Annotated in this window: 15 protein-coding genes; 14 read left to right on the top strand and 1 reads right to left on the bottom strand. The window is 46.5% G+C overall.

The features are described 5' to 3' along the window. Position 1: 1 nt before the first annotated feature. The 11 genes from LZG94_RS00135 (at position 2) to cysM (ending at position 10,978) form a co-directional block, all read left to right on the top strand. The gene (locus LZG94_RS00135; protein WP_233789800.1) at positions 2–1,234 is read left to right on the top strand and encodes a sulfite oxidase; all 1,233 of its coding nucleotides are present in this window, start codon (positions 2–4) and stop codon (positions 1,232–1,234) included. A 10-nt stretch (positions 1,235–1,244) separates the two neighbouring features. Beyond that, the gene (locus LZG94_RS00130) at positions 1,245–1,643 is read left to right on the top strand and encodes a hypothetical protein (RefSeq protein ID WP_255700571.1); all 399 of its coding nucleotides are present in this window, start codon (positions 1,245–1,247) and stop codon (positions 1,641–1,643) included. A 48-nt stretch (positions 1,644–1,691) separates the two neighbouring features. Continuing rightward, positions 1,692–2,240: a thermonuclease family protein gene (locus tag LZG94_RS00125; RefSeq protein ID WP_233789798.1), complete on the top strand. Its 549-nt coding sequence runs from the start codon at positions 1,692–1,694 to the stop codon at positions 2,238–2,240. Between the two features lie 11 nt (positions 2,241–2,251). Continuing rightward, positions 2,252–2,869, top strand: a complete 618-nt coding sequence (locus tag LZG94_RS00120) for a hypothetical protein (RefSeq protein WP_233789796.1) — start codon at positions 2,252–2,254, stop codon at positions 2,867–2,869. A gap of 97 nt (positions 2,870–2,966) precedes the next feature. After that, complete coding sequence (locus LZG94_RS00115) at positions 2,967–4,106, top strand: hypothetical protein (RefSeq protein ID WP_233789795.1); 1,140 nt, start codon at positions 2,967–2,969, stop codon at positions 4,104–4,106. Between the two features lie 77 nt (positions 4,107–4,183). Further along, on the top strand, positions 4,184–5,575 hold the full coding sequence (locus tag LZG94_RS00110) for a hypothetical protein (RefSeq protein WP_233789793.1): 1,392 nt from the start codon (positions 4,184–4,186) through the stop codon (positions 5,573–5,575). Between the two features lie 30 nt (positions 5,576–5,605). Beyond that, positions 5,606–6,115, top strand: coding sequence for a GNAT family N-acetyltransferase (locus LZG94_RS00105; RefSeq protein ID WP_233789791.1), 510 nt, complete (start codon positions 5,606–5,608; stop codon positions 6,113–6,115). A 137-nt stretch (positions 6,116–6,252) separates the two neighbouring features. After that, on the top strand, positions 6,253–7,971 hold the full coding sequence (locus LZG94_RS00100; RefSeq protein ID WP_233789790.1) for a long-chain-fatty-acid--CoA ligase: 1,719 nt from the start codon (positions 6,253–6,255) through the stop codon (positions 7,969–7,971). A 68-nt stretch (positions 7,972–8,039) separates the two neighbouring features. After that, positions 8,040–8,786 carry an alpha/beta fold hydrolase gene (locus LZG94_RS00095; RefSeq protein WP_233789788.1) on the top strand — a complete coding sequence of 249 codons (747 nt, stop codon included), beginning with the start codon at positions 8,040–8,042 and terminating at the stop codon, positions 8,784–8,786. 64 nt (positions 8,787–8,850) lie between these two features. Next, positions 8,851–10,062, top strand: coding sequence for a S9 family peptidase (locus LZG94_RS00090; RefSeq protein ID WP_233789786.1), 1,212 nt, complete (start codon positions 8,851–8,853; stop codon positions 10,060–10,062). Between the two features lie 43 nt (positions 10,063–10,105). After that, positions 10,106–10,978 (top strand): cysteine synthase CysM, encoded by an 873-nt coding sequence (cysM, locus tag LZG94_RS00085; protein ID WP_233789784.1) that lies wholly within the window; start codon positions 10,106–10,108, stop codon positions 10,976–10,978. A gap of 54 nt (positions 10,979–11,032) precedes the next feature. Here cysM and LZG94_RS00080 read toward each other — a convergent pair whose 3' ends face one another. After that, positions 11,033–11,452: a cytochrome B gene (locus LZG94_RS00080; protein ID WP_233789783.1), complete on the bottom strand. Its 420-nt coding sequence runs from the start codon at positions 11,450–11,452 to the stop codon at positions 11,033–11,035. Positions 11,453–11,594: 142 nt separating this feature from the next. Between LZG94_RS00080 and LZG94_RS00075 the strand changes: the two genes are divergently transcribed. The 3 genes from LZG94_RS00075 to LZG94_RS00065 all read left to right on the top strand — a co-directional run bounded on the left by LZG94_RS00075 (position 11,595) and on the right by LZG94_RS00065 (position 13,036). Next, positions 11,595–11,897 carry a DUF4286 family protein gene (locus LZG94_RS00075; RefSeq protein WP_233789782.1) on the top strand — a complete coding sequence of 101 codons (303 nt, stop codon included), beginning with the start codon at positions 11,595–11,597 and terminating at the stop codon, positions 11,895–11,897. A gap of 228 nt (positions 11,898–12,125) precedes the next feature. After that, positions 12,126–12,488, top strand: coding sequence for a ribosome hibernation-promoting factor, HPF/YfiA family (gene hpf, locus LZG94_RS00070; RefSeq protein ID WP_215234330.1), 363 nt, complete (start codon positions 12,126–12,128; stop codon positions 12,486–12,488). A gap of 134 nt (positions 12,489–12,622) precedes the next feature. After that, on the top strand, positions 12,623–13,036 hold the full coding sequence (locus LZG94_RS00065; protein ID WP_233789781.1) for a MaoC family dehydratase: 414 nt from the start codon (positions 12,623–12,625) through the stop codon (positions 13,034–13,036). Positions 13,037–13,063: the final 27 nt, after the last annotated feature.

Raw genomic sequence — 13,063 nt, 5'->3', positions numbered from 1 at the left:
AATGAAGCCTGCATTAGATAGAAGAGGTTTTTTGAAGAAGAGCGGCTTAACTGTTCTTGGCACTGCTTTGGGCAGTCAAATGGTATTTGCTGATAAAATGCCCGAAGGATATGTACCCCTGCAATGGGATGAGGGCGACGCATTAAAAGGTAAAAATCCGGAAATGATCGTGCAGGGAGATAAACCCTGGAATGTGGAATCGCCGGTGCATTTGCTGGACGACAAGATCACGCCGGTCGAAAAAATGTTTATCCGAAATAACGGACTCATCCCCGAAAAATTCGACGTAAGCAAGTGGACGCTTACTATTGACGGAGAATCCGCGAAAGCGCCGAAAACCTATACCCTGGAAGATCTTAAAAAGAAATTCAAAACCTATACTTACCAGCTTGTACTCGAATGCGGCGGGAATGGCCGGTCGGGTTTCCAGCCGCAGGCTTCGGGAAACCAGTGGGGCCAGGGCGCGGTGCATTGCGCCTCGTGGACCGGAGTGCGGTTGAAGGATATTCTGGCTGATGTGGGGATTAAAGACGATGCGGTTTATATTGGATATCACGGCAAAGACCAGCACCTGAGCCGCGACCCGAAAAAAGAGGCGATTTCACGCGGGGTACCTATTGCAAAAGCATTGGAAAATGAGACACTGATCGCCTGGCAACTGAATGGAAAGGATATTCCTGAATTTCACGGTTACCCGCTCAGGCTCGTGATCGGTGGCTGGCCGGCTTCGGTTTCAGGGAAATGGCTGAGCAGTATTTCGGTGCGTAACAAGGTGCACGACGGGGCGAAAATGGAGGGACATAGTTACAGAATGCCTAAAAGTCCGGTTGCGCCGGGTGAAGATGTTCCGCAAACGGACCAGTATTTCCGGATTATTGAGTCAATGCCGGTGAAGTCGCTGATCACTTTTCCAAAATCGGGCGCTATGATCGCGCCGGATAAAGAACTTGCATTGCGCGGACATGCGTGGGCAGGCGATCTTTCCGTTAAGAAAGTGGAAGTATCTATCGATTTTGGTTCTACCTGGAAAGAATGCAAGCTCGAAACGCCGGCGAATCGGCTTGCCTGGCAGCATTGGAATACAAATATTAAATTTCCTTCAAACGGATATTATGAAGTTTGGGTGAAAGCGACCGATTCGAAAGGTAATGCGCAGCCGATGGTAATCCCGGCGTGGAATCCTGGCGGTTACCTGAATAATGCGTGTGAGAGAATTGCGGTGAAAGTCGGTTAAAAGCTACATTATGAAACTGTTATTGATCTTTTTTACTAGTATTGGAATCCTGCTTTTTTCATTTGGGTCGAATGTAGATCGGGCTGGTTTGGAACAGTCTGCCACGCTTTTGAAGTTGGATACATTGAAAAAGGACAAAGAAACTGGTCTGGTTACCGACGAAAACCTGCACCTGGTGAAAGCCCAGTGTACTACCTGCCACAACTCGAAACTGATCCTGAATAACCGGTTTACCCACGACGGCTGGAAACAAAAGATCCGCTGGATGCAGGCAAATCACAACCTTTGGGACCTGGGTGAAACAGAGAAGCCGGTACTCGATTATCTCGAAAAACACTACAGCCCCACGATCGCCTCGACTCGCCGGACTCCGCTGAAAAACGTCAAATGGTACAAGCTGGAACAATAATACCCGGCTTATCTCCCTTATTTCTATTTTTTATTTTAGTAAAAACGCGTGCAATCTTTTTTAAAACTGACCATCGGGAAACTGACATCCCTGATTTGCTTTTTCGCATTAACTGCCTTTGTCAACCATTCAAGTTCCAGGGAATCCTCTATTCAGCAACAAACTCTCCCGAACCCGCTACGGGCGGAGGTAATTGGAATACAGGATGGGGATACGATTGAACTGAAATATATATTTAGTGGTAGAAAAACGGGGCGCCGCGCGGGAATGCCGGTCAGGATCCGGTTTTTACATGTGAATTCACCTGAGCGCGGCCGGCCATTTTATAAGGTAGCCAAACAATTCACAAGCGACGCCTGCTTTCGGAAAACCGTACAGATCCGGCATGCAGGTAACTTCGACAAGTATGGCCGCCTACTCGGCGAAGTAGTATTGCCCGACGGCCGGGTTTTGAATAAAGAACTGGTCAAGCAGGGACTTGCGGTACATTTCAAGAAATATTCGACCAGTACCGAATATGCAAATCTGGAAATACAGGCGAGAAAACAGCGGCTGGGGATATGGAGTATTGCGGATTATTCTGTGGGTAAACTTTAAGCTGAAAACCAATGAGCTCTTCTGCATTGTTTCAAATCCTTTACCAGCATGAAACGCTCTTTCAGCTGCCCGAAGATATTATTGCAGCTCCGGCAGCGGCCAAACCTGCGCTAGAAGAGGTTTCCGCGAAAACTTTACCGGAACCTCAGGCAAAAACGCCGGTACCCGAAGTTTCTACGCCCGTAGTTGCTGAGCCTAAAACAATACTTCACGCGACGCCGGTTGTTACCCCGCCTGCCACTCCTGATTTTCCAAAACTTAAACACAAAGTCCTGATCCTGATCGACGAACAAAAGCAGAAAGATATGCTCGCCTCAGAGGCACTGTTTTTAGATAATATCCTCAAAGCGGTGGGGCATTCAACCGAGCATGCAGATATTCTCAATTTTAGCTTTTTACCCGGCCAGGATGCGCGAAAAGTGTTTTCAGAAAAGAGAACCAATTTCTTCATCACATTCGGTGTGCCGCTGATCAGGCTGCACCTCGACCTGCTGCTCGCGCCCTATACCCCCAAAAATGTCGACGGGATCTGGTTCCTGTTGGCCGATCCGCTGGTAGTGATTGAAGCGGACCGTAATTTGAAGAAAAAACTCTGGCAGGCATTGAAGCAAATGTTCGAAATGTCCTAGTTCCGAGCGGGTTACGCTATTTAAATGCCGGTCATCACAATAATGTAGTGAATTTCCGTGTTTTCATGGATAATCGCAGGCTAACCCATGAAAATCTATGGCCAAATTCACTGAATACATTGCGAACTGGTTCCGTACGAAAGAGTCGGACGAGAACCAATACTACGACGACGAACCTGTCGAAACAGATCAGAATTCCATATCAAATGCCGTTTACGCGGACGAGAAGCGCATTCCAACAGCGGAGGTTAAGCCTGCTACTGTTCAATATGCAGCTGCTCAGGCTGAGCCGGAAGTGCGGGAATTGCAGCGGGTGGAAGTAACTATTCCGTATTGGCTGGAAGACGAAGATATGCTGCGCGACGAAGGTGTTTTGTTCGGCCTGTCGGAATCTGATCCGCATGAGAAAACAGATATAATCCAAAAGTACTTTTCAAATCTCGCGGCTGAGCATATCGCGAATATCGAACAGCAAAATGAGCGGATCCAGGAACTGAACCTTTTTATCGGTCAAAAAAATAACCGGATCGAAGAATTGCAGGAGAAGCTGAAACATCCTGCGGATAAGCTGGCTGGCGAACATCATTTACCCAGAACATTAATCGGGATCACCTTATGCATTGCGATGTGCATTGGCAACTTCTTCCTGATTCGGGAATCGTTAAAGCCTGTTTTTAGCGATAATTCATGGATCGCTCTCGGCGTTTTCCTGGCGGGTATGTTCAGTTTGTTTGGCAAGATTTCTCTGTTTCACGATACGGAATCGAAAGTAACCTGGAAATCGCTGCTGGAAGAAGTGGGTTTGCCTTTTGCAGCTGCGCTTTTTGTATTTGCAAATGTGATCACGCACCAAACCTGGTGGCAGGCTTTCGCCCTGTTCATATTCGTATTCTTCCTGTTCCTTTTTGCGGGAAAATTACTGCTAAGCAATATTACCGTTCTCCGCAACGACCTGCAATCGTGGCTGAATATCAGGAATGACCGGCGCGATTACAGGGACAATACTTCCAACTGGGAGGCTGACTGCCAGGTATTACAGGAAGAAATTGATGAAATAAGGGTCAAAAAGTGGCAGGTTCTCCGGGAACAAAGTGCTTCTGAAACTGAGCGGGACAGGCTTTTTGCGAAGCGCGATATGCTGATCAAACTTTTCGAAAGTGAGTTCTTTCTCGCCCGCCGCATGAAAAATGAGCTTACTACCCGCCAGCTCAACCTGATCCAGAAGGGCATTAAGTAGCTTTTTGAAGCGACACTACCGGCCCGATGGCCTGATTTTTTCAAATCTCCCACCTGATCAATAAAAAATAACAGATCATGAACGAGCAAAATCCAAACGAAAGCGGCGATTACCAGCACGGTTATACACGTGGTATTGAAGGAATTGACCGCCAGGTTTACGAATCATATTTATCCAGTGATGTCAATCACGACTGGATCCGGGAGCGCCTTGGCTCCAAAAAAGACGAGTTATCTTCTGTGAGGACAAGAACCCAGGAAACTCAGCAACTGCATAAGGGAGCCTACGATAAGTTGCAGGCTGAGATGATGGCGCTTAACGGAACTGCCCGCCAAATGAAAGATCTGGAAAGATCGGTAGTTGATATTGATGTACAATCGGAGCAGCTGCGGGAAAAAAGAGCAGACAAAGCGCCTTCCTATTCATTAGTTGCCGGATTGATATTTCTGGCGGCCGGAATTTCTTTCATAGCCGGTGACCTGATCATTTCCCACGAAATTGTGGCTTATGCGCTGAATATCAGAAATCCGAATGAAGCGTGGGCATTTGCAATTGGTTTGGCGATGTTGTCTATCCTATTAAAACCTGCCTACGACAGGCTCGTTGAAGAACCTTATCACAAAAACGAAACACCGAAAGCAAGGTCGAGATATGCCGGTTTTAAACTAACACTCTCCATTTTCGCGATCGTTACGCTGGTTATTCTTGGTTGGTTCCGGTATGAAGCTTATAGGACAGACAAGCTAAAAGAAGCAATCAATAAATCAGTCAAAAACCTGCAACTCAATGCAGTTGACCCGATGACGGGCGCGCCGATCAGCAGTCCCGAGCTGACGGATAAAATAGAAGGCGCTTTGCGGAATTCGGATCAATTGAATATGGATCTGGTGAACAGTCCCTGGGCGCTGCTTTCTTTTGTACTGAGCGGGGTATTATTTGCAGTGGCAGGTGCAGTTTCACTAGGTATGGCGCTGCCGGTATTGCAGGGTTTCTGGTATCGCTGGCTGCAAATTGACCCGAAACTGGGTAGATTAAGAAGACGCAGAAAAAGAATTTTGAAACAAATGGAGCCACTTCAGGAACAGCTTAACCTGCACATGACGCAAAAAAGCATTCTCGAAAATGACCTCGCTTTGTTGCCAAAGCTCGAAGAACTTAGGGAGGAAGAATCGGCAATCCGCGCTGAGATAGAAAGCCTGGAAGCCGAACGCCGCAATGCACTTACCGACAGCAGAATCCAATCATTTGGTGATGGTTATGCACATGGTAAAGTAAGCCGGGATGTGATGAGCGAAGAGGAATATGATTCGTGGAGAGACAGCCACCTGACTGTTTCCAACCTGGCGCTGCGGGCCCGATCGAATGCCTCAGCCGACCGAGCTGTTTCGCGGACGAAAAGCTCGGGAATGCGTCCGCACCAGGCGATCAGAAAAGCAATTACAGATCGTTTCGACGAAAACAATTCATAGTTTCTTAAATTGGGGGTCGATATTCACGATATGATTGAGACCCCTAATTTAAGAATAGTACCCTGCGACGACACCCTTTTCGATGCGATCCGCCTGGGGAATAACACACTCGCCAGGGTAATGGGCGTGAATGTTCCAAAAAAATGGACCGAATTCCGCGATACGTTTACCCCTTCCTACCACCGCTGGAAAGCGCATCCGCCGCTTCGAAACTGGTGGGTTTATCTTATTATTTACAAGCCCGACAACCAACTGATCGGATCCTGCGGCTACAAGGGGGAGCCTGATTCGACTGGTATGGTAGAAATTGGCTACGAAATTATGCCTTCCCATCGTGGAAAAGGGCTGGGTACCGAAACTGCACAGGGACTTGTTGACCACGCATTCGGTCAATCCGGCGTATTGAAGGTAGTCGCTCATACGCTTTCAGAAGAAAATACCTCCGCCCGCCTGCTGGAAAAAATCGGTTTTGCTCAAACAGAAGATGTCAGCGATCCCGACGAAGGATTGCTTTGGCGGTGGGAAATTTCCCGTAGATAATAGCAGAATCCGGCTTTTCGTTTTAATACCGATATTTCTGCGTGCGAAAATTAATTGCATTGTAGTAATAAAGTTTTGGCTTAATTATTTACATTAAGCTATCGAACGCAGTTCTGAAACCCTTAGCCCCCACCATTATGATTGAGTCTTCAAAGGATTCTTATCCGTGGCTTAAAAACTATCCGGAAGGTATTCCATTCGAAATCAACCCGGACGCTTACTCTTCGCTCGTTGAGATGATGGAGATCAGCTTTCAGCAAAATGCGGATAAGCCAGCTTATACGAATATGGGTAAGGCGATCACATTCAGTCAGTTGGATGCGCTTTCCAGGAATTTTGCTGCTTACCTGCAGAGTGTTGGCCTGAAACAGGGCGACCGGATTGCAATTCAAATGCCCAACCTGCTGCAGTATCCGGTAGCAATGATGGGCGCGCTGAGGGCAGGACTTGTGATCGTGAATACCAATCCGCTTTATACGTGTCGCGAAATGCAGCACCAGTTCAAAGATTCAGGAGCGAAAGCGATCGTAATACTTGCCAATTTTGCACAAAATCTTCAAAAGGTTCTTGAAAATACCAATATACAACACGTAATTATTACGGAGATCGGCGACTTGATGGGCTTTCCTAAGAAGCTCATTGTGAATGCAGTAGTCAAATATGTAAAGAAAATGGTGCCGGGTTATCATATTCCGCAGGCTACCAGCTTTTCTACGGCAATTGCAACAGGTGCAGGACTTACCTACAAGCGGCCTAATGTTTCTGGCATTGACGTCGCATTCATTCAATATACCGGCGGCACTACCGGCATTTCCAAAGGCGCCATGCTGAGTCACCGGAACCTGATCGCGAATGTGGAGGGAATAAATGAGTGGCTGATGTCCAAAATGCGGAAATCGCCTAATTCAAATCAACTTACATTGGTCGGCGCGCTGCCTCTGTACCACGTTTTCGCAATGACAATCAATGGGTTATGTGGCATTAAGTGGGGCGCTTTGAATGTTTTGATCACCAATCCCAAAGATATTCCTGCATTCATTAAAGAGCTTAAAAAATTCCGATTCCATATCTTCCCCGGACTGAATACCCTTTTTAACGGCTTACTCAATAATCCCGACTTCGCTTCCGTAGATTTCAGCGAACTGAAAATTACCATTGCGGGTGGAATGGCTTTGCAAAAGGTAGTGGCTGACCGGTGGGAAGAAACAACCGGCTGCATACTGGTGGAAGGTTACGGACTTTCTGAAACTTCGCCGGTACTATCCGTTAATCCGCTCGACGAAAAGCACAGACAAGGTACGATCGGGCTTCCTTTTCCGAGCACCGAAATGCGCATTCTGAGTGACGATGGAAACTGGCTACCTGTTGGTGAAAAAGGCGAAATATGCGCCAAAGGACCACAGATTATGCTTGGGTATTACAACAGGCCGGATGAAACTGAGAAGGTTATTTTTGAAGATGAAAATGGGCGCTGGTTCAAGACCGGGGATATTGGTATCGAGGATCCGGATGGTTTTTTCAAGATCGTGGACCGGAAAAAAGATATGATACTCGTTTCGGGTTTCAATGTGTATCCGAATGAAATAGAAGGCGTGATCGCGCAATGTCCGGGCGTGCTGGAAGTTGCCTGTGTGGGCATTCCCGACGATAAATCGGGTGAGATGGTGAAGGTTTATATTGTTAAAAAAGACCCTGCACTGACCGAAGAAAAGATACGGGAATACTGTAAAGAAAACCTGACCGGCTACAAGCGGCCGAAGCAGATCGAGTTCCGCAGCGAGCTGCCCAAAACCAACGTCGGCAAGATCCTGAGAAGAGCATTGCGGGAGGAGGAAATGGCGAAAATTGGGAGTTAAGGGCACAATTAGCGTCAGCTTTCTGTATATTTAGGCAAATAAGTTCTCAACAATGAAAGCCGATATATATGAATCTACACCGGAAAACCCTGGTATTACTGCACGGTCACGGAGCTGACGATACGATCTGGGACTACGTTGACGCGACGATTAACGAATATTATACGATTGTCAGGCCCAATATTTCACTCTTCACTTTCTGCCAGTCTGTTGAAGAGTACGCCGACGAATTACACCGGTTTTTAACCAATGCAAATATTCACAAATGCACGCTGATCGGACACTCGATGGGCGGGTATATTGCATTGGCTTTCGCTGAAAAATACCAGGATATGCTCGAAGGATTCGGCCTGTTCCATTCCACCGCCTATGCCGATGATGAGGCAAAGAAAGCGCAGAGAAATCAGGCTATCGAGATTCTGAGAAACAAAGGCACGGAGACATTTATTAAAAATACAGCCCCGAATATGTTTGGGGATCGCTTTAAAGAATTATTTCCGGAGAAAGTAGAAGCGCATATCAGTACTTACTCGAAGCTTCCTGCCGACGCGCTGATTGTGGGCATTACAGCGATGATCAACCGCCCCGACCGAACTGCGGTTCTGGAAGCGCTACCCTTTCCCGTTTTGTTCATTATCGGGATGCAGGATAAAATTATCCCTTTTGAAAGTCTGATTACATTGTCAGAATTTCCGAAGCGAAGCTATCCGTTTATTCTGGCGGAAGCCGGTCACATGGGAATGGTGGAGCGGCCGGACGCAACTTCACGGATGATCAGCTGGTACATGGACAAAATTAAATCACAAAAAAGGTGAGTCGGGCGATCTAAACCGGGTAGGCGTTCGTTATAACCTGAAACGCCTACCTGTTACTCAATCCATGCAAAAATCTGTAAGCCTGAACCTCGGGAAAAGATCCATTTACCTGCTCCTGTGGAGCTTACTGCTCCTCAACTCCTGTAATAATGATAAACCGGCGGTAGTACCGGAACCGGAAGAGGAAAATCAATATCTGATTCGCAGTGAAGATATTTCTGTTCTTTCCAGGGAGCAGATCGTACAACGGGCTCGCGATATAAACCCGTTACTTGCCAACTATGTAAAGGCTGGGATCAAGGTTTACAAACTTTCCTATAAAACTAAAAATACCGACGGAACCGATATTACGGCCTCGGGCGCACTCATTCTCCCTGACACCGATCAGCCGGCGTCGATGATCAGTGTGCAGCACGGGACTATTCGGGAAGATATTTCGGCCCCTTCCAATTTTGAAGATGATTCCGAGGCCGCCTCCTTTGGTGCTTTGTTCGGGTCAATGGGGTATATTATCGCTTATCCGGATTACATCGGTTATGGGGATTCGAAAGATGTTCCGCACCCTTACGAGCACCGGGCTAGCCTGGCGTCGGCTTCGCTGGATATGCTGCGGGCGGCGAAAGAGTTTTTGAAAGATCAGGAAGAAGTAGAATGGGATGAGAAGCTATATATTGCCGGCTATTCGGAAGGTGGCTTTGCGACGATGTCTTTGCAGAAAAAGATCGAAGAGGAAGCCGCTGGTGAGTTTAATCTGAGAGCTTCGAGCTGTGGCGCGGGTGCTTACGATAAGACTGCTTTTATGAAATATATCGTCAATACCCCGACTCACGGATTGGCTTCCTATAACTTTTCTTATCTGTGGGTTTTGCTCACATACGACCGTATTTATAAGCTCAATAAACCGGCTTCCTATTATTTCAAAGAACCTTATGCGACTGAAATTGCAAAGTCCGGCGCGAATGTGCGGATAGCCACAAGCTTTGATTCTATTTTAACCGATTCTTTCAAAAAAGCGCTCAACGACGGTACTGATAAAGGTTTTATTGATGCGATCGGTGACAACGACGTGTACAACTGGAAGCCCAAAACGCCGACGAGATTGTATCATGGTAGTAGCGATGAGCTGGTTTTTTATTTTAATTCCGAAAAAGCATACAATACCATGAAAGGATTGGGTGCGGACGTGCAGCTGACAACTATACCCGGCGGTACGCACAGCAGTTCCATTGTGGCTTTTCTGGTAGGTACCCTCGGTTTTTTCACTGCCACACCTTAGGGCAGGATTATATTAATTTTTTTGTAATAAAGCATATACATAAATGTCTTCACTCCTTGATCTCGTAGGTAATACCCCTTTGGTTGAATTAAAACGAATCAATCCCAACCCGAAAGTAAGAGTCTTCGGAAAGCTGGAGGGTAATAATCCGGGCGGCAGTGTGAAGGACCGCGCGGCCTACAGTATGATCCAGGGCGCGCTGGAACGCGGCGAGATTAAGTCAGGCATGAAACTGATTGAGGCTACCAGCGGCAATACCGGTATTGCGCTGGCGATGATCGCACGTTTGTTCGATCTTGAAATAGAGCTGATCATGCCGCAAAGTTCTACCAGAGAGCGTGTGTTGACCATGGAAGCTTTTGGGGCCAAGGTGATCCTGGCAGAGAATATGGAGATATCGCGGGATTTGGCGGAGGAAAAAGCAGCGGGCGGGGAGTATTATATGTTAAATCAATTTGCCAATCCCGACAATTGGAAGGCGCATTACCGCACGACCGGCCCTGAAATTTACCGGGACACGGATCAGAAAGTAACGCATTTCGTATCCTCAATGGGCACCACAGGTACCATTATGGGTGTTTCCAGATATTTAAAAGAACAAAACGAATCGATCCAGATCGTAGGCTGCCAGCCAACCGACGGAGCGAGCATTCCGGGAATACGTAAGTGGCCGGTTGAATATCTCCCCAAGATTTTCGAACGCGAGCGGGTAGACCGGGTGATTGAAGTGACGCAGGAAAATGCGGTAAGTATGACGAGAAAGCTGGCAAGAGAAGAAGCTGTATTTGCCGGTATGAGCAGCGGAGGAGCAACCTGGGCGGCGATCGAGCTGGCGAAGGAGCTGGATGAAGGCGTGATCGTGTGCATTATCTGCGACCGGGGCGACCGGTACCTTTCGAGCGAGCTTTTCGGATAAATAAAAACGGCTATCGATCGTGAAGATTGATAGCCGTTTTATTTAAATCTTACCTCAGAACCAACCTGTTCCGAGACTTCTGAATGGCCAGGGAATAGCGACCAGGATAATGATCAGCCCCATTCCATAAAAGTATAAGACGGTTCGGTGCTTATCGCCTCCCGCCAGTTTCTTCGATTTCACCCTTCCAACCGTAATGAGTACCATTGCGATGATCATCATAAAAATGTGCTCTATCGAATAGAAACGGAACACTTTTTCGCTGATCAGATCAAAATTCACTTTCGGGCTCATTGCGTAGAGTATCAGGCCGATCAGCATTTGCGTATGCGTCGCGATCATGGCGAAGAGATACACTTTGCTGTCTTCCCGTGAGTTTTTGCGCCAGTTGGAGAAAGCGATGAAAATGGCAGCCAGCAAAAGTGCGAGAACAACATATCGCAATCCTGAATGCGCTCGTATCAAAATGTTCATTGTAAATAACAGTTATGGTGAATAAGCAGGCTTGCAAATGTAGCGCACAAACGACCATCCCCCAAATGCAATACATATCAACCTCGCATAATCGATTCTAAAATATTAGCCTGATATTTGCGTCCCGTTAACAAGTTATACTATGGTTATTTACAATATCACGATCAATATCAGCTACGCAGCTGAAAAAGAGTGGCTTACATACATGAAAAGTACTCATATTCCAGGCATATTAGAAACGAATATCCCGCTTGAATGCAAGCTACTGAGGCTTTTGACCGAAATTGAGAACGAAGGCGTGACTTACACGACCCAGTTCAAGTTCAGGACAATGGAGGATTTTCTGGCCTATCAAACCGGTTTCCAGTCTGAATTTCAGGAGCGGCACCATTCACTTTTTAATGGGCAATATGTGTCTTTCAGAACCCTTCTGGAAGAAGCCTAAGGTCGCCTTTGCCGCGTTTTTTTAATTCGAGAAATATCTGGAGAAACAATCCGGTTTACTTGACATTGGCTTAATATTTGCTTTACTTAAATAATGTTAGGGAAATATGAAAGCCGGTTTCAAACCTGGAATTTTTGATTTTTATAAACATTCCAAGTTGAGTAAGTTACGGTTTTCGCATTTCGCTGGCAGTTAAACGATATGTTTTACCTTTAAAACAATGTGCTTATGAGACTGCAGATGCAAGCAATTCATTTTGATGCCGATCCTAAACTGTTGAATTTCATTCAGCAGAAATTAGATAAACTAGATACATTTTATGATCGAATAACTAGTGGAGAGGTATTTCTTAAGCTTGACAAAAGTGAGAATGCGAAGGCGCATACCAAACTGCTTGAAGTTAAATTATATGTTCCGGGTGGGACAATGTTTGTGAAAGAGCAAGGGACTACGTTTGAAGAAGCGACAGACCTGGCGATAGATTCACTGAAAATGCAGGTTAAAAAGTTCAAGAATAAGCGAAATAACGCAAGGTCTGCCAAAATTTCGGAGGTTGACGGCGTAGTACTTACAGAGGAAACCGAAGAGTAAAATCATATAGCTTGATCAATCAGGGAAGTCGCTTAATAGGCGGCTTCTTTTGTTTTAAGGCCACCGGCAACTTGGATCAATCCGCGAATTAACCTTATTTTGAAGCATTCGCATATCCACTAATTATTGATACTATGGAAATAGAACCTGTTGTTGAAGCTTCATTTGAATATCCATTTACAATTACACAGGAAGAAGTACAGCGCTTTGCCGACCTCACAGGCGACAATAACCCCATTCACCTTGACGCGGAATATGCCGCTACCACGAATTTCAAGCGCCCGATCATTCACGGAATGCTAGGAGCGACGGTATTCACGAAAGTACTGGGAACGCAATTTCCGGGCTTCGGGTCAATTTACGTGAAGCAGACGCTGGAATTTTTGCGGCCGATGTTTGTCGACACGGAATACAAGGCGGTTTTCAAAATACAGTCGATCAATGCTGAAAAGCATCTTGCCGAGATTTCGACGGAGATTGTGGATGTGGCCACGAAGAAGGTAACTACAAAAGGAGTGGCGACTATGATCAATAAGGAGAAGTTCTAAAGAAATGAACCCGGACGTTTGGCCCGG

The sequence above is a fragment of the Dyadobacter sp. CY343 genome, assembly GCF_021390335.1.
Classification (GTDB): domain Bacteria; phylum Bacteroidota; class Bacteroidia; order Cytophagales; family Spirosomataceae; genus Dyadobacter.
Note: the sequence above shows the minus strand (reverse complement) of the source record. Positions and strands in the feature narration are given on the sequence as shown.